Here is a 19,494-nt window from a genome sequence, read left to right as displayed (position 1 = left end):
AGTCCTTGTAGGACGGCGCGCCCCATCAGGAGGCGTTGGCGCGGCCCGCACAACCTGCAACGGAAGGACCGCATTCGGTAGGTTGTACTACACGCCGATGGCAGCGCAGCGTTCGCGGGCGCGCTTCAGGGGGACGTCCGCACGGGCATGAAGAACCCCAGTGGCGCCGTGCGCAGGCGGGTGCGCAACGCGCGGTAGATGCGGGCCCGTTCCACGCCGCTCACATTGTGCGCCCGCAGCGCGAGACGGAAGGCCAGGTAGAAGCTCACGGACACGTTCAGCGCCCCCAGCAGCGGCACGGTGGCCGCGGCCCACCAGAACGCCGGCTGGTGCAGCGCGCTCCAGCCCAGTGCCGTGGCCGCCGCGCCCAACTGGCCGGTGGACAGCGTCACGTGGCGCACATCCAGCCCCAGGCCGAAGAAGGCCGCGAACACGGGCACCAGTCCCAGCATGAAGCCGAGCGAGATGTTGGCCGCGAAGCCCGACAGGTTCTCCCGCAGGAAGTGCGCCCACCGCGGGGCGCGCCGCACGCCCAGCAGGCGGGTGATGCGCGGGTTGTACTCCAGGGCCGAGTCCAGCCGCTGCAGCACGAACCAGTTCTCGGCCCAGCCCGCGATGATGCTCGATGCGAACAGCAGCACCCCCGTGAACGCCGCGAAGAACAGGGACGGCCCCAGCAGATGCAGCGAATGCAGCACATGCTCGGCCTGGGCGGGCGTGATGGCGGGCTGCCCGGAGAACCACGCAATGCCCAGCGTGATGCCCACCACCAGCGGGAACACCACCAGCACGTTGCCCAGCACGGCCGCCACCTGCGAGCGCACCAGGCAGGCCACCTCATCCACGAAGGCCTGCACCGCCTCGTCCGTGCGCAGGTCCTTGAGCTTGGCGGCCATGGCCGGCGCCGTCATGGCCGGCTGCTTGGTGGCCACCGTGAAGTGCAGCAATTGCACGAGCACGAAGCTCACCGCGTAGTTCATGCCCGCCCAGAAGCCGCTCCAGAAGGCCGACAGCGCCAGGGCTCCCAGGCCGAACTTCATCAGCGTGGTGAAGGCCATCACCAGGCCGCCGCCGGCGGCCTTGCCCACCATGGCGCGGTACTCGGCTGCGGTGCGGGTGATGTAGTGCTCGCCGGTCTCGGCGCTGCGCTCGGCCACCTTGGCCGCCAGCAGGGACGAGTTGGAGGCGATCAGCGCCCGCAGGCTGCGGCGCTCGCGCCCCACGGTCACCAGGCGCGCCAGAAGCCGCGCTGCGCTCAGCGCCGGCGTGGGCGACAGCAGGCATTCCAGCAGCTCCCGCACGCGTAGGATGCGCTCGCGCAACTGCCGCAGCCGGAACACCAGTCCGACCGAGATCCCGTTGCCTTCGAAGTGCGAATACACCGTGGCCGCAGCGGCGCGGCAGGCGTCCAGCCGCTCGCGCAGGCGTTGCACGGACTCGTCGAGCCGGTCGGTGGTGCGCAGCGGGTGCAGCACCTCCACGCGCAAGCTTTCCACATCGCGGATCAGTGCATGGAAGGGCTGGGCGTCGCGCGCCGCCTCGCTCATGCGCAGGCGCAGCTCGGGCGCGAACCCTGTGGAGAGGATCTGCCCTGCGCAGTAGGTGATGGCGTCCAGCAGCGAGCGCTGCCAGCGCGAGGTGCCGCTGTCGTCCGGCGGCGCCAGCAGGGCGAGCAGCCGCTCCAGCAGCGGCTCGTCCAGCGTGGCCAGCCACTGGGCGTCCACGTCCTTGGGCAGGGCCAGCATGAACAGCTCAGAGGCGTCGATGGTTTCCGGGCTGGCGGGCAGCAGCTTGTAGCGCAAGCGTTCGGCCACCTCGCTGACCAGCGCGGTGCGTGGCGCAAAGCCGAAGTCGGCCAGCAGCGTGGTGATGTCCACCGTGTGCGTCAGCGCGCTCCACCAGGCCTGCAGGCGGGCCTGGGCGGCCGCGTCCTTCTCCAGCGTGTCCACCAGCAGGTGAACCCGCCCGACCGCACCTTCCACGGACTCGCCCGTGCCGCGCACCCAATCCAGAAGGGCGATCAGGGCCAGGTGGCGCTGGGCGAGCGGAGCAGAGGGGTCGAGATCGGCCAGCAGGCGGCCCAGGTCGGCCGCCCGTCGCTTGCCCTGCCTCAATGCAGCACCCGGTCGGTCCAGGGCTGGCCGTCGCCGCTGGCGTCGGTGGCTTCGAGCACGAACAGATCGACGGGGCACTCGAAGGGTTCGCCATCGTCCGCCACGCAGAAGAAGCGCCCATGCATGCTGCCGCTGGGCGTGCGCAGGCGGCATCCGCTGGTGTACTGGAAGGACTCGCCGGGCTTGAGCAACGGCTGGTGGCCGACCACGCCCAGGCCCTTCACCTCCTCGGTATGGCCGCCCGCGTCGCTGATGATCCAGTGCCGCGAGATCAGCTGGGCCGGCACCTCTCCGCTGTTGGTGATGGTGATGGTGTAGGCGAAGCTGAACACGCCGGCTTCCGGTGTGGATTGCTCGGGCAGGTATTCGGGTTGCACTTCGGCCTGGAACTGGTACTTCGGCATCGGGCAATGGTAAGGGTTGGCGCAGCGAACCGGCGGCAGGAAGGCTTGCGGGTTGCCCCGTGCGGCACTGCAACTGCGACAATCGGCGCATGAGCCGCCCCTACCGCATCGCCCCCTCCATCCTGTCCGCCGACTTCGCCCGCCTGGGCGACGAGGTGAAGAACGTCATCGCCGCCGGCGCCGACTGGATTCACTTCGACGTGATGGACAACCACTACGTGCCCAACCTGACGTTCGGCCCGATGATCTGCCAGGCCCTGAAGCCGCACGCCAAGAGGGCAGACGGCCAGGCCGTGCCGATCGATGTGCATCTGATGATCCAACCGGTCGACGCCCTCGCCGCCGCGTTCGCCGATGCGGGCGCCGACTACATCAGCTTCCATCCCGATGCCTCGGGCCATGTGCACCGCAGCATCCAGGCGCTGCGCGCCAAGGGCGTGAAGCCCGGACTGGTGTTCAACCCGGCCGAGCCGCTCGACGTGCTGGACTGGGTCATCGACGACATCGACCTGATCCTGATCATGAGCGTCAACCCCGGCTTCGGCGGGCAGAGCTTCATCGACTCGGCCCTGCGCAAGATCGAAGCCGTGCGCAAACGCATCGACGCCTGCGGCAAGGACATCCGCCTGGAGGTGGACGGCGGCATCAAGACGGACAACATCCGCCGTGTGGCGGATGCGGGGGCGGACACGTTTGTGGCAGGCAGCGCCATCTTCGGCAAGCCGGATTACGCGGGCGTCATCAGCGCGATGCGCCAGCAGCTGGCGGGCTGAACCTCCACGGAGGCACCCCGCGCGGCAAGGCGGGAAAGCCCGTCAGGGCTTGGCCGCAGGGATGACCGTCGTCGTTTCGGACTCGCGCAGCACGCCTCCGCCCTGGACGGAGCCGGATGCCGGCTGGTTCTGCGTGCGGTTCACACACTCGGCGCGTTCGCTGGCCGTGGGGAAAGCCGCACACCGCTGTTCGGCATTCTGGCCGTAGGTGTTGGCATCCCGGCTGGACAGTTGGCCGCCCCGGGCCGCCTGCTGGGCAGCGCCGGCTTCGCGGATGCAGGCCGCCTTGCTTTCGGGCGAGGCGATGTTCTCGCAGACCGCGCGCTCCTTGCTGTAGGTTGCGGGCGTTCCTGCCGCGTCAGCAGCGGCATGGGCCACGCCGCACGAGAGAACGGCAGCGGCCAGCGGAGCGGCAAGGCGCAGGGACAGTCGGGGGGCGAATCGCATGGCAATCTCCTTGGGGTGGTCGGCCGGTGTGCCGATGGATAGGGTCGCCAGCGTAGGCGGAGTGCCTCGGGCGCCCTGTCGGACGGACCGCCCAACCGGTGCCGGAGCAGCCCCGCAGCCCTGTCAGTACACTTCCGCGGCTTGTGGGGCCCGCCCTGGTCTCCCTATCGATGGATACAAGGACAACAAGCTTATGGTGAATCTTTCCGTAGCCGCGCTGGTGGCTCGCTCCGAAGCGGCGATCGTGGACCTCGACGGCACCATGGTGGACACGCTGGGCGACTTCTCCGAAGCGCTCAACCGCATGCTGGCCGATCTCGCCCTGCCCGCCATCGAGGCCCGCCACATCGAAACCATGGTCGGCAAGGGCTCCGAACACCTGCTGCGCTCTGTGCTCAATCATGTGCTGGTGCAAGAGGGGCGGGCGCCTGCAGCTATGGAAATCGAAGCGATGTATCCGCAGGCCTGGGACCGCTACCAGCACCACTACCTGGCGATCAACGGCCAGTTCGCCACGCTCTACCCCGGCGTGCTGGAGGGCCTGCAGGCCCTGCGCGCCGCGGGGCTGCGGCTGGCCTGTCTCACCAACAAGCCCACCGACTTCGCCCTGCCGCTGCTGGAGGCCAAGGGCCTGCGCGGCCTGTTCGAGCAGGTGTTCGGCGGCGATGCCTTCGAGCGGAAGAAGCCCGATCCGCTGCCGCTGCTGAAGACCTGCGAGGCGCTGGGCACCGAGCCCGGCCGCACGCTGATGATCGGCGACTCGAGCAATGACGCGCGCGCCGCCCGTGCCGCGGGCTGCCCCGTCGTGCTGGTCACCTATGGCTACAACCACGGCCAGCCGGCCCGTTCGGTGGAAGCCGACGGCTATGTGGATGCGTTGACGGAGTGCGTGGAGGGCTGAGGCCGCTGCTTTCGCACAGGGCAGGCAGGCCGGGCCAAGCTGGCTGGGCCTAGAAGCTCTCCCAGTCGTCGTTGTCTGCGCGTGTGCTCTGTCTTCCGCCCGGCGGTGCGGCTGCGCCCACGGCAGCCGGCGCAGTCGCGGCGGCCGTGGGCGCAGCCGCGGCGGGGCGGGTGAGGGCGGGGGACGGCTTTGCCGCGGGCTTGCGGGCTGCCTGCGCCCCGGTTGCCGTAGCGGGCGCCGAGGCAACGGCCGGCATGGGGCGCCGGAGCGCTGGTGGGGCAGCCACCGGGACCGCGTAGCCGCCGCCCTGCGGCAGGCGGAACACCGCTACCGCCTCCACCAGCTGCCCGGCCTGCGTCTTCAGGCTGCCCGCCGCTGCCGCACTCTCCTCCACCAGCGCCGCGTTCTGCTGCGTCGCCTGGTCCATTTGCGTGATCGCCTCGCCCACCTGGCCCACGCCCGCGCTCTGCTCGCTGCTGGCCGCGCTGATCTCGCCCATGATGTCCGTCACCCGCCGGATGGCGCTCACCACTTCCGTCATCGTCGCGCCCGCGCGGTCCACCAGCTGCGTGCCCTGCTCCACCCGCTGCACGCTGGTGCCGATCAACGCCTTGATCTCACGCGCCGCCTCGGCGCTGCGCCCGGCCAGGGCTCGCACCTCGCCGGCCACCACTGCGAAGCCCCGGCCCTGCTCGCCCGCGCGGGCCGCTTCCACGGCGGCATTCAGCGCCAGGATGTTGGTCTGGAAGGCGATGGAATCGATCACGCCGATGATGTCGGCGATCTTGCGGCTGGCGTCGTTGATGCCCTTCATGGTGTCCACCACTTCGGCCACCACTTCGCCGCCCTGGGCGGCCACGGTGCTGGCGCTCATGGCCAGCTGGTTGGCCTGGCGGGCGTTGTCGGCGTTCTGGCGCACGGTGGAGCCCAGCTGCTCCATCGAAGCTGCGGTTTCCTCCAGCGCGCTGGCCTGCTGTTCGGTGCGGGCCGACAGGTCGTTGTTGCCCTGCGAGATCTCGGCGCTGGCCGTGGCCACGCTCTCGGCGTTGCTGCGCACGCCGGACACCACGCGCACCAGGTTCTGCTGCATGTGCTGCAGCGCGCGCAGCAGCTCGGCGGCTTCATCGCGGCCCTGGGCGTCGATGGGCTGGGTCAGGTCGCCTTCGGCGATCTGGCCGGCCCGCGTGGCCGCCAGGGTGAGCGGGCCGATGATGGAGCGGCTCAGCACGAAGGCGCAGCCCGCACCGATCGCCAGGGCCAGCACCGTTCCGACGATGAGGATGAGGCGCCCCTGGGCCGCCTTGGCGCTGGCCTCCTGCCGGGAAGCCTCGTAGAGCATGCGCTGGCGCTCCTCCAGCGCGCGGATGCCGTTGATGTAGGCCTCGGCCAGCGGCCGGATGGTCTGGTCCAGTGCAGCGGACACGTCCTCGCCGGCCTGGCGCCGCTTGAGCAGATCGGCGCGGGGGCCGCGGTAGGCCTCGCGCGCCGCATCGATGCGGGCGATCATGGCGCGCCCCTCGTCGGACTGGATCAGCGAGGCCACCTTGTCGCGGGATGCCAGCGTGAACTGCGAGGTCTTGTCCATCTCCGCCATCCAGACGCCCATGCGGCTGGTGTCGGAGTCCAGCGCGGCGGCGCGCGTGCGGATCCAGTTCAGGTCGATGCTCTGGCGCCACTCCATGGCCGCCTTGGCCCGTTCGTTGTCGGTCGTGGTGAGCTCCTCTGCGCTGGCCGCCAGCTCCTGGAGACGCCAGACACCGATGCCCGCGACGATCACGGTGATGAGCAGCACCAGGCCGAACGAGAGGGCCAGCCGGCTGCCGACGCGAAGTTGGTTCAATTGGAGGCTCCTTCCTGCCCTGGGATACTGGAGCGCACCTTACCGGCTTTGCCGCAAGGCAGAAGGCGGGGATTTCCCAGGGGGCCCGGGGGCCGTCGGCGCCGCCGCCGGGGTCAGCCGGCCTTGCCGAGCAGGGCGTCCTTGAGTTTCCAGTCCGCCGGCTGTGCCCCGAGCCAGATGCCGAGCAGGGCGTTGAAGAACTCCGGCTCCTTGAAGGGCTCGCCCTGTGCCTGCCCCTTCACCGTGATCACGGTGCCCGTGCCCGGGAGCCAGTCCACGGTGAAGCGATCGCCGGCGGCCAGCCGTTTGTGGTCCGCAAAGATCTGCCCCATGCGCACGATGCCGGGCACGAGCTTGGAGAACTGCGCCTTGTCCATGTTGTCTTCCATGCCGCGCGAGAACAGCTTGCCGAGCTCCGCCGAGTCGATCTCGCGCACCATGGTGATCGCCAGGCGCTTCGGGCCGGGCAGGGCCGCGACCTCCGCCGGTGTGGCGGCCTTGCGCTCCAGGTACAGCGCCGCCGCGTAGACCTTGAATACCGCCTTGTAGCGCAGCCCGGCGCCGTTCAGCGGCAGGGTGACGCCCTGCAGTTCCACCGCTGGCGGGAACTTCACGTCGCCTGTGGCCGCTGGCGCTGGCTGCGCTGCTGCTCCCAGACCATAGAGCAGAGGTGCTGCGCACAGGGCGCGCCGCAGGGATGAGGGCATGGAGGGCTCCAAAAAAGAACGGTCGTGCTATTTGTCGAGAGGCATTGTCCCCAACGGTCGGTCCGGTCCACAACAGGGTTTCCGAGCGTGTCCGCCCGCCGTGCGCGTGTCCCAGCGCAGAAGCAGGGTGATCGGTCGCGGCAGGGCAGGGCTTTGCTACACTTTGCCCCCATGTTCATTCATCACGTGTTCATCACAGGTTGTAGCGACCGGGGAGCCTGGCCCTGGCGCAAGCCTGTCTCATCGACCGTTTGATGGCACCTGGGCCACTTCCCAGCGTGCGCCCGTGGCCCTGAGGGGCCAAGACCATGAATGAATGAACTGCGGTAGCCCGCGCCCGAGCGCGTACGACGGCCACCGCAGCAGCTGGGAACTGCTGTGATCACTGAACTCGAATTCAAAAGCCTGGCCGGCGAAGGCTACAACCGCATTCCGCTGATGGCGGAAGCCTTTGCGGACCTGGAAACCCCTCTCTCCCTCTACCTCAAGCTGGCGCACAGCAAGGACGGCGGCAAGTACAGCTTCCTGCTGGAGTCCGTGGTGGGCGGCGAGCGCTTCGGCCGCTACAGCTTCATCGGCCTGCCGGCGCGTACGCTGCTGCGTGCCACGGGCTTCGGCGCCGCCGCCAAGACCGAGGTGGTGACCGACGGCCAGGTGGTGGAAACCGCGCCTGGCAACCCGCTCGACTTCATCGCCGACTACCAGAAGCGCTTCAAGGTCGCGCTGCGCCCCGGGCTGCCGCGCTTTTGCGGCGGGCTGGCCGGCTACTTCGGGTATGACGCGGTGCGCTACATCGAGAAGAAGCTCGAAGACAGCTGCCCTCCCGACACGCTGGGCTGCCCCGACATCCTGCTGCTGCAGTGCGAGGAGCTGGCCGTCATCGACAACCTGTCGGGCAAGCTCTACCTGATCGTCTACGCCGATCCGGCCCAGCCCGAGGCGTATGCCAAGGCCAAGAAGCGCCTGCGTGAGCTCAAGGAGCAGCTCAAGTACTCTGTGAGCGCTCCCGTCGTGCGACCGACCGAGAGCCACCCCGCCCAGCGCAGCTTCGCCAAGGCCGACTACCTGGCGGCCGTGGACCGCGCCAAGGAACTGATCGCCGCCGGTGACTTCATGCAGGTGCAGGTGGGCCAGCGCATCCACAAGCGCTACACCGAAAGCCCCTTGAGCCTGTACCGCGCGCTGCGTTCGCTGAACCCGTCGCCCTACATGTACTACTACCACTTCGGCGACTTCCATGTGGTGGGCGCGAGCCCGGAGATTCTGGTGCGGCAAGAAAGTACACCGGAGGGCCAGAAGATCACCATTCGCCCGCTGGCCGGCACGCGCCCGCGCGGCGCCACGCCCGAGAAGGACAAGGCGACCGAGGTCGAGCTGATCAACGACCCCAAGGAGCGCGCCGAGCATGTGATGCTCATCGACCTGGCGCGCAACGACATCGGCCGCATCGCCAAGACCGGCACCGTGAAGGTGACCGAGGCCTTTGCGGTGGAGCGCTACAGCCACGTGATGCACATCGTGAGCAACGTCGAAGGCATCCTGCACGACGGCATGACCAGCATGGATGTGCTGAAAGCCACGTTCCCCGCGGGCACGCTGACGGGCGCGCCCAAGGTGCACGCCATGGAGCTGATCGACCAGCTGGAACCTTCCAAGCGCGGCCTGTACGGCGGTGCCTGCGGCTACCTGAGCTACGCGGGCGACATGGATGTGGCCATCGCCATCCGCACCGGCATCATCAAGGACGGCACGCTGTACGTGCAGGCGGCGGCCGGCGTGGTGGCCGACTCGGTGCCCGAGCTGGAGTGGAAGGAAACCGAACACAAGGCGCGCGCGCTGTTGCGCGCCGCAGAACTCGTAGAGGAAGGCCTGGAATGACCCGCGCGATCGACAAGACCCAAGCCTGCAAGAGCATGGCCGAAGTGCGGGCCCATGTGGATGCGCTGGACGACATCCTGGTGCCCCTGCTGGTAGAGCGCGGGGGCTACATGACGCAGGCGGCGATCAACAAGCCGCGGCAGTCGCAGGTGCGCGATGAAGACCGCATCGAGACCATCGTGCGCCGCGTGCGTGCCCGGGCTGAGGCCGAGGGCGGCGAGCCCGACGTGATCGAGGCCATCTACCGCAGCATGATGGAGGCGTACATCGCCTACGAACACCGCGAGTTCGACCGGCTGGTCGCTGCGGGCCGCAAGCAACCGAGCCAGGAGCCCACCGCATGACCCGCCTCTTGATGGTCGACAACTACGACAGCTTCACCTACAACATCGTCCAGTACTTCGGCGAGCTGGGCGCCGAAGTCGAAGTGTTCCGCAACGACGAGATCACGCTGGAGGGCATTGCGGCGCGCGCCCCCGACCGGCTCGTCATCTCGCCCGGCCCGTGCTCGCCGGCCGAGGCCGGCATCTCGGTGGCGGCGATCCGGCACTTCGCCGGCAAGCTGCCGATTCTGGGCGTGTGCCTGGGCCACCAGAGCATCGGCGCGGCCTTCGGCGGCACCATCGTGCGGGCGCAGGAGCTGATGCATGGCAAGACCAGCGTCATCACCACCACGCAGAAGGGCGTGTTCGCGGGCCTGCCGGAGCAGTTCACCGTGAACCGCTACCACTCGCTGTCGATCGAGCGCGCGAGCTGCCCGGACGTGCTGGAGGTGACGGCCTGGACCCAGGATGGCGAGATCATGGGCGTGCGCCACAAGGAGCTGGCCATCGAGGGCGTGCAGTTCCATCCGGAAAGCATCCTCACCGAACACGGCCACGCCATGCTGAAGAACTTCCTGCAGGAGCAGCGCGCATGACGGCGCCCTCCGGGGGCGACGCACCCGCTGCCGCCGGCCCGTTCGCCCAGCTGTTCCAGTACAAGCGCTGGGCCAACGAGGAACTGCTCGCGCTGGGCGAGTCATCGCAGGCCGCGCTGCCAGAAGACGACCGACGGCTCTTCGTGCGCATCCTGAACCACACCTACGTGGTGGACCGCATCTTCGCGAGCCACTTGCAGGGCCTGCCGCAGACGGCCTACGCAGCGACCAACACCGAAGAGACGCCGACACTGCCCGCCTTGCGGGACGCGGTCCGCGCGTCGGACGACTGGTATCTGCAGTACGCCGGCGGGCTCGACGCAGGCGCACTGGCCGAGCCCGTGCCGTTCCGCTTCACCGATGGCGACGCCGGCACCATGACGCGGGCCGAGATCCTGAACCACATCGTGGTCCACGGCGCCTACCACCGGGGCGCGGCCGGCCGCATCCTGGCGGGGCATGCGGTGCCGCCGCCGCGCGACGCGCTCACCACCTTCCTGCACCGCCTGCAACCGGAGCGACGCTGGTCGTAGCGCCATGCCTGACAGCCACCAACTGCTCATGTTCATCGCGGCCGGATGGCTGCTCAACCTCACGCCCGGCCCGGACGTGCTCTACATCGTGTCCAACGCGCTCAAGTCCGGCATTCGCGCGGGCATCGTCGCCGGCCTGGGCATCACGGCGGGGTGCTTCGTGCACATCTTCGCTGCGGCCATCGGCGTGGGTGCGCTGCTGGCCACTTCGGCCACGGCGTTCACCGTGCTCAAGTGGGCGGGCGCGGCGTACCTGATGTGGATGGGGGTGCGCATGCTGCTGTCCCGACCGGCGGGCGATGGAAGCAGTGCGGCCGCGCTGGCGGCTGCCAAGGCGTCAGCGGGCGAGGCCGCCACGCCGCTGTCGAAGGTCTTCTTCGGCGGGTTCTGGACCAACGTGCTCAACCCCAAGGTCGCGATCTTCTTCCTGGCCTTCGTGCCGCAGTTCATCGCGCCGGGCACCGAGAACAAGGCGCTGGCCTTCGTGCTGCTGGGCGTGCTGTTCAACGTCAATGCGATTCCGGTCAACACCGGCTGGGCGCTGGCAGCGGGCTGGATGGCGCGGCGCATGGGCGTGGTGCAGCGCGGCATGCACTGGCTGGACCGCGTGGCCGGCGCGATGTTCATCGGCTTCGGCCTCAAGCTGGCCTTCACGGATCAGCCCACGCGTTGAATCAGACGGCCACCGCCGTAGAAACACTGGAAACACCATGTCCATCACCCCCCAGGAAGCGCTGCAGCGCACCATCGAGCACCGCGAAATCTTCCATGACGAGATGCTGTCGCTGATGCGCCTCATCATGCGCGGCGAGCTGTCGCCCGTGATGACCGCCGCCATCGTGACCGGCCTGCGCGTGAAGAAGGAAACCATCGGCGAGATCACCGCCGCCGCGCAGGTGATGCGCGAGTTCTCCACCAAGGTGCACGTGCTGGACGATGCGCACCTGGTGGACATCGTGGGCACCGGCGGCGACGGAGCCAACACCTTCAACATCTCCACCTGCTCGATGTTCGTGGCCGCCGCGGCGGGCGCCAAGGTCAGCAAGCACGGCGGGCGCGGCGTCTCCAGCAAGAGCGGCAGCGCCGACGTGATGGAGTCGCTGGGCGTGCACATCAATCTGCCGCCGGAGGCGATTGCGCAGTGCATCGCCGACGTGGGCATCGGCTTCATGTTCGCGCCCAACCACCATCCAGCCATGAAGAATGTGGCGCCCGTGCGCAAGGAGCTGGGCGTGCGCACGATCTTCAACATCCTGGGCCCGCTCACCAATCCGGCCAGTGCGCCCAACATTCTCATGGGCGTGTTCCACCCCGATCTGGTGGGCATCCAGGTGCGTGCGCTGCAGCGCCTGGGCGCCGACCACGCGCTGGTGGTGTACGGCCGCGACGGCATGGACGAGGTGAGCCTGGGCGCCGCCACGATGGTGGGCGAGCTCAAGAACGGCGAGATCACCGAGTACGAGATCCACCCCGAAGACTTCGGCCTGCCCATGGCCAGCAACCGCACGCTCAAGGTGGACACACCCGAGCAGTCGCGCGAGCTGCTGCGCGCCGTGCTGAAGGGCGAGCCCGGCCCCGCGCACGACATCGTCTGCCTGAACGCCGGCGCCGCGCTGTATGCGGCCAACGTGGCCAGCTCCATCGCCGACGGCCTGCAGAAGGCCCGCGCGGCGATTGCCAGCGGCGCGGCGCACGGCAAGCTCGAACAGCTCATCGCGCGCAGCCGCGCGCTGGCAGCCTGAGGCGCACGCCATGTGGCGCGACCCCGGCGCGTGGATCGCCATCGGCATCTCGCTGCTGTTCATCGTCGTGGGCATCGTGATGCACCGCGTGTTCGTCAAAGTTCTGAAGCAGGGTGCCCCGGCGCCTGAGCCCATTCCCAAGAAGGTCCCCGACCATGAGTGACATCCTCGACAAGATCAACGCCGTCAAGCGCGAAGAAGTCGCCGCGGCGCAGAAGAAGATGCCGTTGGCCGCCATGCGCGCCGATGCCGAGAGCCGCGTGCTCACGCGCGACTTCGAGGGCGCGCTGCGCGCCAAGATCGCCAAGGGCCAGGCGGCCGTGATCGCCGAGGTGAAGAAGGCCAGCCCCTCCAAGGGCGTGCTGCGCAGCGACTTCATTCCCGCCGACATCGCGCAGAGCTATGCCGACGGCGACGGCAAGACCAGCGCGGCCTGCCTGTCGGTGCTGACCGACCGCCAGTTCTTCCAGGGCCAGCCCGACTACCTGAAGCAGGCGCGCGCCAGTTGCCAGCTGCCGGTGCTGCGCAAGGACTTCATGGTCGATGCGTACCAGATCTACGAGTCGCGCGCGATGGGCGCCGACGCCATCCTGCTCATCGCGGCCAGCCTGGACGATGCGCAGATGGCCGACTTCGAGGCCATCGCCCGCAGCCTGGACATGGCCGTGCTGGTCGAGGTGCACGACGGTGCCGAGCTGGACCGCGCGCTCAAGCTCAAGACGCCGCTGGTGGGCATCAACAACCGCAACCTGCGCACCTTCGAGGTGTCGCTGCAGACGACGCTGGACCTGAGGAAGCACGTGCCCGCCGACCGCCTGCTGGTGGCCGAATCGGGCATTCTGAAACCCGCCGATGTGAAGACGCTGCGCGACGCCGGCGTCAACGCCTTCCTGGTGGGCGAGGCCTTCATGCGCGCGGAAGACCCGGGCTTCGCCCTCGCGCAGCTGTTTGGTTGATGCTATATATTTAATAGCTTCTTACGCTTGATGGATAAGCGCTGGAGGCCGATTTGACCATGAATGACGCTGCACGCCCCGCCACGCAACTGATGAGCGCCGACCCGGCCGACTGGCCCGTCGCGCCGGGCTGGCAGCCGCTGGTCGATGCCTTCTTCGCCAGCGCCAAAGGCCAGGGCCTGTTGGCGTTTCTGCAGGCGCGGCTGGAGGCGGGCGCGGTCATCTTCCCGCCCAAGCCGCTGCGCGCGCTGGAGCTCACGCCGCCCGAGGCGGTGCGCGTGGTCATCCTGGGGCAGGACCCGTACCACGGCCGCGGGCAGGCCGAGGGGCTGGCGTTCTCGGTGGCGCCCGGCGTGCAGCTGCCGCCCTCGCTGCGCAACATCTTCAAGGAGATGCAGCGCGACCTGGATACGCCGTTCCCCACCTTCCCCGAGCCGGGCGGCAGTCTGGTGAAATGGGCGAAGAACGGCGTGCTGCTGCTCAACACCGGCCTCACCGTGGAAGAGGGCCAGGCGGCCAGCCACGCGGGCAAGGGCTGGGAGCTGCTCACCGACGAGGTGATCCGCCATGTGGCCGAGGGCGAGCGGCCCGTGGTGTTCATGCTGTGGGGCTCGCACGCGCAGTCCAAGCGCGTGTTCATTCCTGCCGATCGCGGGCACCTGGTGCTCACCTCCAACCACCCCTCGCCGCTGTCCGCGCTGCGTCCGCCGGTGCCCTTCATCGGCAACGGGCACTTCAGCCAGGCGCGGGCCTTCCGGCAGCAGCACGAAGGCGCAGGACGCTGAAGCGCCAGCGGCGCCCGCCCGCCGGCCGTGGCGCTGCGCGATCTGCAGTGCGCCGCTGCAGGCAGGCAGGCAGGCAGGCAGGCAGGCAGGCAGGCAGGCAGGCAGGCAGGCAGGCAGGCAGGCAGGCAGGCAGGCAGGCAGGCAGGCAGGCAGGCAGGCAGGCAGGCAGGCGCTCTACTGGGGAACCACACCGGGCACCGAAACGCCCGCGCACACGCCTTGTCAGTGAGGCCGTCCGTCCCTCGCCGGCCGCCACGGCGCCCTGCGGCTCCGCTCACGGGGGCTGGGCGTGCGGCAGGCGCTGGGTGAGCAGTTGCAGAAACGCCTGCGCCGCCACGGGCAGGCTGCGGCCAGTGAGGGTCTGCACCTCGATGTCGCGCAGTTCCATGCCCGGGTCCTTCAGGGGCCGCGCCACCAGCAGGCCCTCGGCCACCAGGTAGCGCGCGCTCACCTCGCTGGAGACCGAGACGCCGCCGCCATGCGCGACGAAGTTCAGCAGCGTCTTGGCGTGGTTGGTTTCCAGCACGGGCGACAGGTGCAGGCCTTGGCGGCTGCAGGCGATGTCCACCATCTGCCGTACGGCCGTCTCCGGCGGCGGCAGGCCCAGCGCGTACTGGCCCAAGCGCGCCAGCGTGAGGTGCGGGCTGGCCGCCAGCGGATGGCCTGGCGGCACGATGGCGATCACGGGCGCGCTCTGGCGGTAGGCCACCTGGATGTGCTTCTGCGGCGCGCGGCTGAAGCACAGTCCGATGTCTGCCGCGCCGGCGCGCACGGCCTCCGACACCTGGGGCGTGGGCAGCGACTGCACGCTGAACTCGATGCCCGAGTACGCCCGCTGGAACTCCACGCACAGGCGCGGGATGAGTTCGTTGGCAAAGGCGTCGGACGTAGCCAGCCGCACCTGGCCGGCATGCAGGCCCTGCAGCGCGTTGATCTCGCCCAGCGCGCGTTCGGCGTCCAGAAAGGTGCGCCGCGCGTGGGCGGCCAGAACCTCGCCGGACGCCGTCAGCACCATGCCGCGCGGATGGCGCTCGAACAGGGGCGTACCCAGCTGCGACTCCAGCCCGGCAATCTGCCGGCTCAGCGCCGAGGCGGCGACATGCAGGCGCGTGGACGCCTCGGTGAGCGAGCCGCTGCGCGCCACCTCCAGAAAGTAGCGCAGGGCGGTGTCCTGCAGGAATTGGGCGCGCATGGTGGAAGAGGGCGAAGGCGTTGCGATTTGCCGGGAAGCCGGTCGAGTATGCGGCTGCTTTGCCGCTACGGCAAACCGGTTTGCCCGTTTGCTGGTGGTCAGTGCCCGCCCGGCTTTCTAAGATGGCCGCCGTTGGACGAAAGAGGCCGCCGGTTTCCGGGGCCTTCTGCGTGCGCCCTGGGCGCTCTTCTTCCTTTCTACCGGAGCTTTTCATGCGTCGTTTTCTTTCCGTGCTGGCCGTGTGGATGGCCGCCGCCACGGGTGCCCACGCCCAGGCGCCTTCGTGGCCGACCCACCCGGTGCGCGTGGTCGTGCCGTTCCCGGCGAGCGGCGCGACCGATCTGGTGGCCCGCGTGGTCACGCAGCGTGTGGGCCAGGAGCTGGGCCAGCAGTTCGTCGTGGACAACAAGCCCGGCGCCGGCGGCACCATCGGCGCGGCCGAGGCTGCCAAGGCCGCGCCGGACGGCTACACGCTGCTGCTCACCACCAGCAGCACGCACGCCATCTCGCCCCACCTGCTGCCCAGGCTGGCCTACGACCCGCGCAAGGACTTCACGCCCGTCGCCCACGTGGCCGATGCGCCCAGCGTGCTGCTGGTGACCAACTCGCTGCCCGTCAAGACGGTGGGCGAGCTGATCGCCTATGCCAAAGCCCACCCCGGCAAGCTCAACTACGCCACCAGCGGCAACGGCACCATCGTGCACCTGAACACGGCCGCCTTCGCCGCGCAGGCCGGCATCGACATGGCCCATGTGCCCTACAAGGGCACGGCGCTGGCGATTCCCGATCTGGTGACCGGACAGGTGCATGTGCTGTTCGACTCGCTGCCCACCGGCATGCCGCATGTGAAGAGCGGCCGCCTGCGCGCCCTGGCCGTGACCAGCGCCAAGCGCAGCGCCCTCGCGCCCGACCTGCCCACACTGGCCGAGTCGGGCCTGCCCGGCTTCTCGTCGGTGACCTGGTTTGGCGTTTACCTGCCCGCCGGTGCGCCGCCCGCGCTGGTGGAGCGTGTGCACAAGGCTTTCACCAAGGCTGTGCAGTCGCCCGAGGTGGTCGACAGCCTGGCCAAGCTGGGCGTGGAGCCCGCGGCGCCCAGCACGCCGGCGCAGTTCAACGCCATGGTGCAGACCGACAGCGCGCGCTGGGCGGGTGTGATCAAGCAGCACAAAATAACCCTAGAGTGACAACCCCCTGAGCGGCTGCGCCGCTTCCCCCTTCTCTCGGCTTTGCCGGGAAGGGGGACGCACCCAGCGGCCTGGCCAAGCCCGTTCCGCGGGTGCACTGGCTTGGCCTGCTCCGCAGCCTTTCGACGGGTGGCCGTGTGACAGTCGCTTGAGGCTTGTTGCATGGTTTCACTCGGCAGTACGAACCCGTACCACCCGACGCGACGTCGCACCGCTACCCACCTCATAGGAGACAACCTCATGCAAGACAACGCCAAAACTCTCGACTGGTCCCTTCCCTATGCCTCCAACCGCAGCGCGGTGATGGGGCGCAACGTGGTGTCCGCCTCGCAGCCGCTGGCGGCGCAGGCGGGGCTGCGGATGCTGCTGGCAGGCGGCAACGCGGTGGATGCCGCGATTGCCGCCGCCATGGCGCTCACCGTGGTCGAGCCCACGGGCTGCGGCCTGGGCAGCGATGGGTTTGCCATCGTCTGGGATGGCAAGGAGCTGCATGGCCTCAATGCCTCCGGCCGCTCGCCGGCCGCGTGGACGCCGGAGTACTTCGAGAAGCTCGGCGGCATTCCGGAGATGGGCTGGAACGCCATCACCGTGCCGGGCGCGGTGTCGGCCTGGGTGGCTTTGTCCAAGCGCCTGGGCAAGCTGCCATTCGCCAAGCTGGCCGAGCCCGCCATCGACTACGCCCGCAACGGCTTCCCCGTGTCGCCCACCATCGCGCGGCTGTGGGCGCTGGGCGCCGCCAAGCTGGGCCAGCAGCCCGGTTTTGCCGAGTGCTTCATGCCCGATTGCCGGGTGCCGAAGGCGGGCGAGATCTTCCGCAGCGAGGCGCATGCGCGCACGCTGGAGCTGATCGCCGCCACCGAAGGCGAGGCCTTCTACCGGGGCGAGCTGGCCGAGAAGATGGCCGCGCATTCCCAGGCCCACGGCGGCGCCATGACGGTCGAGGACCTGGCCGCCCACCAGGCCGACTGGGTGGGCACGGTGAGCCAGCGCTTCGGCGACTCGGTGATCCACGAGATCCCGCCCAACGGCCAGGGCATCGCCGCGCTGATGGCGCTGGGCATGCTCGACGCGCGCGGCGTGGGCGCCCACGCGCTCGACAGCGTGGAGACCGTGCACGCCAGCGTCGAGGCGATGAAGCTCGCGTTTGCCGACCTGCACCAGTACAACGCCGACATCGACCACATGGACGTGACCCCTGCGCAGCTGCTGGACCCGGCGTACCTGGCCGAGCGCGCCGCGCTCATCGACACCGCCCAGGCGGGCGACCCGGCCTACGGCGCCCCGCGCCCGGGCGGCACGGTGTACCTGGCGGCGGCGGACGCGTCCGGGATGATGGTCTCGTTCATCCAGTCCAACTACATGGGCTTCGGCTCGGGCGTGGTGGTGCCGGGCACGGGCATCAGCCTGCAGAACCGGGGCCACGGCTTCACCACGCAGGCCGGCCATGCCAACCAGGTGGCGCCGCGCAAGCGCCCCTCGCACACCATCATTCCCGCGTTCGCCATGCATGCCGACGGCACGCCGCAGATGGCTTTCGGCGTGATGGGCGGCCCCATGCAGAGCCAGGGCCACACGCAGATGGCGCTGCGCGTGCTGCGCTACGGCCAGAACCCCCAGGCCGCGGCGGATGCGCCGCGCTGGCGCGTGACGGGCGGCAAGGGCGTGGCGGTGGAGCCGGGCTTCGACCCCGCCGTCGTCCAGGCGCTGCGCGCCATGGGCCACGAGGTGACGGTGGAGGAGGGCAATGGCGTCTTCGCCTTCGGCGGCGCCCAGCTGGTGCTGCGCGACGGCGACCATTACGTGGCCGGCTCGGACCCGCGCAAGGACGGCCACGCCGTCGCGTTCTAAGAACGTGTTTGCGATCTCGCAGGGGTCGCGTTGGAGCGCGATCGGGATGAGTGGATGCTTCGGGTGCGCCGCATGGGCTTGTGCCCATGCAAGCAGCCGGGGCGTCCAATCGCCCGATTTCGCTCCAACCCGAAGGGCAGCGGCGTGGGCGGGCGGCCTGCGGCGTTGCGGCGCTGGTGGATAGCCGTGCTATCCACTGCGCACCGCGCCTTGCATCCCCTCCCGCCCACACTGCTGCGCGACCCCTGGGAGATCGTAAACACGTTCTGAGCAAAATCGGGCTGTAGCGCTTACTGGATAAGCGCATGCAGCTATTATTTTGGTAGTGGGCGGCTAGCGCGTCTCACGCACCGTGAGCCACGCGCTCAGCGCGCCGCTGGCGGCGATGGCGGCCATGCCCGCCAGGGACCAGCCGTCCGGCATGTGGTCGTACAGCAGCCAGCCGGCCAGCATCGCAAAGCCGATCTGCGAGTACAGGAACGGCGCGATCGTGGCCGGCGTGGTGCGCGCATACGCCTTCAGCAGGAACATGTGGCCCAGCGCGCTGGTGAGCCCCATCACGAACAGGCCGCCCCATAGCCACGGGTCGGCGATCTGCGTCCACGCGAACGGCACGCCCAGCGACACCAGCGCCGTCGCCAGCCAGCCCGTGTAGAGCTGCGTGGTGGCGGGGCTTTCCTTGCCGGCCATCTTGCTGCTGAGGACCTGGTAGCCGGTGCCCGTCACCAGCAGGCACAGCGGCAGCAGCATGGCCCAGGTGAAGGACTCGCCCCCGGGCCGGATGATGGCCAGCGTGCCCGCCATGCCGGCGGCCACCAGCGCCCAGCGCAGCGCGCTCACGGGCTGGTGCAGCCACAGCGCGGCCACCAGCGTCACGCACAGCGGCGTGGTCGCCACGATGGCGGTGAACTCGGCCAGCGGCAGGTGCTGGATGCTGAAGAACCCGAACAGGCTGGTGGCTGCGAACAGCGCGGCGCGCAGCGCCTGGAAGCGCGGCTGCGTGGTGCGCAGGGCGCCCATGCCCTCGCGGTGCAGCACGAAGGCGGTGGTCAGCACCGACTGGATCAGGTAGCGCCACCACAGCGCCATGAACAGCGGCACCGCCGCGCTGACGAACTTGGTGGCGGTGTCCAGCAGGGCAAAGCAGGCGCACGCCGTCACGGTAAGGCCGATGCCGGCCAGCGCGCCTTGCCGCCGGCGCTGGGCCAGCGTGGCGGCGGCGGTGGCTTGCATGGCTGCGGCCGTCGCTGCGGGGTCGTCGGCGTCAGCGG

20 protein-coding genes are annotated in these 19,494 nt (G+C 69.4%); 13 read left to right on the top strand and 7 right to left on the bottom strand.

Annotation, left to right across the window (positions count from 1 at the left end; genetic code table 11):
* Positions 1–125: 125 nt before the first annotated feature.
* On the bottom strand, positions 126–2,114 hold the full coding sequence (locus QE399_RS04185; RefSeq protein WP_309826441.1) for a site-specific recombinase: 1,989 nt from the start codon (positions 2,112–2,114) through the stop codon (positions 126–128).
* The gene (gene apaG, locus QE399_RS04180) at positions 2,111–2,518 is read right to left on the bottom strand and encodes a Co2+/Mg2+ efflux protein ApaG (RefSeq protein ID WP_309826439.1); all 408 of its coding nucleotides are present in this window, start codon (positions 2,516–2,518) and stop codon (positions 2,111–2,113) included. The genes QE399_RS04185 and apaG overlap by 4 nt, the downstream gene beginning before the upstream one ends.
* An 89-nt stretch (positions 2,519–2,607) precedes the next feature.
* Here apaG and rpe point away from each other — a divergent pair, with 89 nt between their 5' ends.
* Positions 2,608–3,291, top strand: a complete 684-nt coding sequence (gene rpe, locus QE399_RS04175; RefSeq protein WP_309826436.1) for a ribulose-phosphate 3-epimerase — start codon at positions 2,608–2,610, stop codon at positions 3,289–3,291.
* 42 nt (positions 3,292–3,333) lie between these two features.
* Here rpe and QE399_RS04170 read toward each other — a convergent pair whose 3' ends face one another.
* Positions 3,334–3,738: a hypothetical protein gene (locus QE399_RS04170; protein ID WP_309826433.1), complete on the bottom strand. Its 405-nt coding sequence runs from the start codon at positions 3,736–3,738 to the stop codon at positions 3,334–3,336.
* Between the two features lie 193 nt (positions 3,739–3,931).
* On the opposite strand from QE399_RS04170, the gene gph reads away from it, so the two are divergent.
* Positions 3,932–4,639, top strand: coding sequence for a phosphoglycolate phosphatase (gene gph, locus QE399_RS04165; RefSeq protein WP_309826430.1), 708 nt, complete (start codon positions 3,932–3,934; stop codon positions 4,637–4,639).
* Between the two features lie 49 nt (positions 4,640–4,688).
* Here the strand turns inward: gph and QE399_RS04160 are convergent, their stop codons facing one another.
* Together QE399_RS04160 and QE399_RS04155 are read right to left on the bottom strand one after the other, a co-directional pair.
* The gene (locus QE399_RS04160; RefSeq protein WP_309826427.1) at positions 4,689–6,479 is read right to left on the bottom strand and encodes a methyl-accepting chemotaxis protein; all 1,791 of its coding nucleotides are present in this window, start codon (positions 6,477–6,479) and stop codon (positions 4,689–4,691) included.
* Between the two features lie 113 nt (positions 6,480–6,592).
* Positions 6,593–7,186: a chalcone isomerase family protein gene (locus QE399_RS04155; protein WP_309826425.1), complete on the bottom strand. Its 594-nt coding sequence runs from the start codon at positions 7,184–7,186 to the stop codon at positions 6,593–6,595.
* A gap of 378 nt (positions 7,187–7,564) precedes the next feature.
* Between QE399_RS04155 and trpE the strand changes: the two genes are divergently transcribed.
* The 9 genes from trpE to QE399_RS04110 are packed head-to-tail and all read left to right on the top strand — an operon-like array spanning position 7,565 to position 13,999.
* The gene (gene trpE, locus QE399_RS04150; protein WP_309826423.1) at positions 7,565–9,064 is read left to right on the top strand and encodes an anthranilate synthase component I; all 1,500 of its coding nucleotides are present in this window, start codon (positions 7,565–7,567) and stop codon (positions 9,062–9,064) included.
* Positions 9,061–9,408 (top strand): chorismate mutase, encoded by a 348-nt coding sequence (locus QE399_RS04145; RefSeq protein ID WP_309826421.1) that lies wholly within the window; start codon positions 9,061–9,063, stop codon positions 9,406–9,408. The genes trpE and QE399_RS04145 overlap by 4 nt, the downstream gene beginning before the upstream one ends.
* Positions 9,405–9,983, top strand: a complete 579-nt coding sequence (locus tag QE399_RS04140; protein WP_309826419.1) for an anthranilate synthase component II — start codon at positions 9,405–9,407, stop codon at positions 9,981–9,983. Before QE399_RS04145 ends, QE399_RS04140 begins: the two co-directional genes overlap by 4 nt.
* Complete coding sequence (locus QE399_RS04135) at positions 9,980–10,516, top strand: DinB family protein (protein WP_309826418.1); 537 nt, start codon at positions 9,980–9,982, stop codon at positions 10,514–10,516. Before QE399_RS04140 ends, QE399_RS04135 begins: the two co-directional genes overlap by 4 nt.
* Before the next feature lie 4 nt (positions 10,517–10,520).
* Entirely contained in the window at positions 10,521–11,189 is a 669-nt protein-coding gene (locus QE399_RS04130) for a LysE family translocator (RefSeq protein ID WP_309826417.1), read from the top strand.
* A gap of 37 nt (positions 11,190–11,226) precedes the next feature.
* The gene (trpD, locus tag QE399_RS04125) at positions 11,227–12,258 is read left to right on the top strand and encodes an anthranilate phosphoribosyltransferase (protein WP_309826415.1); all 1,032 of its coding nucleotides are present in this window, start codon (positions 11,227–11,229) and stop codon (positions 12,256–12,258) included.
* Between the two features lie 10 nt (positions 12,259–12,268).
* On the top strand, positions 12,269–12,421 hold the full coding sequence (locus QE399_RS04120) for a hypothetical protein (protein ID WP_309826413.1): 153 nt from the start codon (positions 12,269–12,271) through the stop codon (positions 12,419–12,421).
* On the top strand, positions 12,414–13,214 hold the full coding sequence (gene trpC, locus QE399_RS04115) for an indole-3-glycerol phosphate synthase TrpC (protein ID WP_309826412.1): 801 nt from the start codon (positions 12,414–12,416) through the stop codon (positions 13,212–13,214). Before QE399_RS04120 ends, trpC begins: the two co-directional genes overlap by 8 nt.
* Before the next feature lie 59 nt (positions 13,215–13,273).
* Positions 13,274–13,999, top strand: coding sequence for a uracil-DNA glycosylase (locus tag QE399_RS04110; RefSeq protein WP_309826411.1), 726 nt, complete (start codon positions 13,274–13,276; stop codon positions 13,997–13,999).
* Between the two features lie 274 nt (positions 14,000–14,273).
* Here QE399_RS04110 and QE399_RS04105 read toward each other — a convergent pair whose 3' ends face one another.
* Positions 14,274–15,191 (bottom strand): LysR family transcriptional regulator, encoded by a 918-nt coding sequence (locus QE399_RS04105; protein ID WP_309826410.1) that lies wholly within the window; start codon positions 15,189–15,191, stop codon positions 14,274–14,276.
* A 245-nt stretch (positions 15,192–15,436) separates the two neighbouring features.
* Between QE399_RS04105 and QE399_RS04100 the strand changes: the two genes are divergently transcribed.
* Together QE399_RS04100 and QE399_RS04095 are read left to right on the top strand one after the other, a co-directional pair.
* Entirely contained in the window at positions 15,437–16,375 is a 939-nt protein-coding gene (locus tag QE399_RS04100) for a Bug family tripartite tricarboxylate transporter substrate binding protein (RefSeq protein WP_309831926.1), read from the top strand.
* 240 nt (positions 16,376–16,615) lie between these two features.
* Positions 16,616–18,223: a gamma-glutamyltransferase family protein gene (locus QE399_RS04095; RefSeq protein WP_309826407.1), complete on the top strand. Its 1,608-nt coding sequence runs from the start codon at positions 16,616–16,618 to the stop codon at positions 18,221–18,223.
* Between the two features lie 333 nt (positions 18,224–18,556).
* Here QE399_RS04095 and QE399_RS04090 read toward each other — a convergent pair whose 3' ends face one another.
* Positions 18,557–19,456 (bottom strand): DMT family transporter, encoded by a 900-nt coding sequence (locus tag QE399_RS04090; protein ID WP_309831924.1) that lies wholly within the window; start codon positions 19,454–19,456, stop codon positions 18,557–18,559.
* Positions 19,457–19,494 lie beyond the last annotated feature (38 nt).

Origin of the sequence: Paracidovorax wautersii, from assembly GCF_031453675.1 — a bacterium.
Taxonomy (GTDB): Bacteria; Pseudomonadota; Gammaproteobacteria; order Burkholderiales; family Burkholderiaceae_C; genus Paracidovorax.
This window is presented reverse-complemented; position numbering and strand designations above follow the sequence as displayed.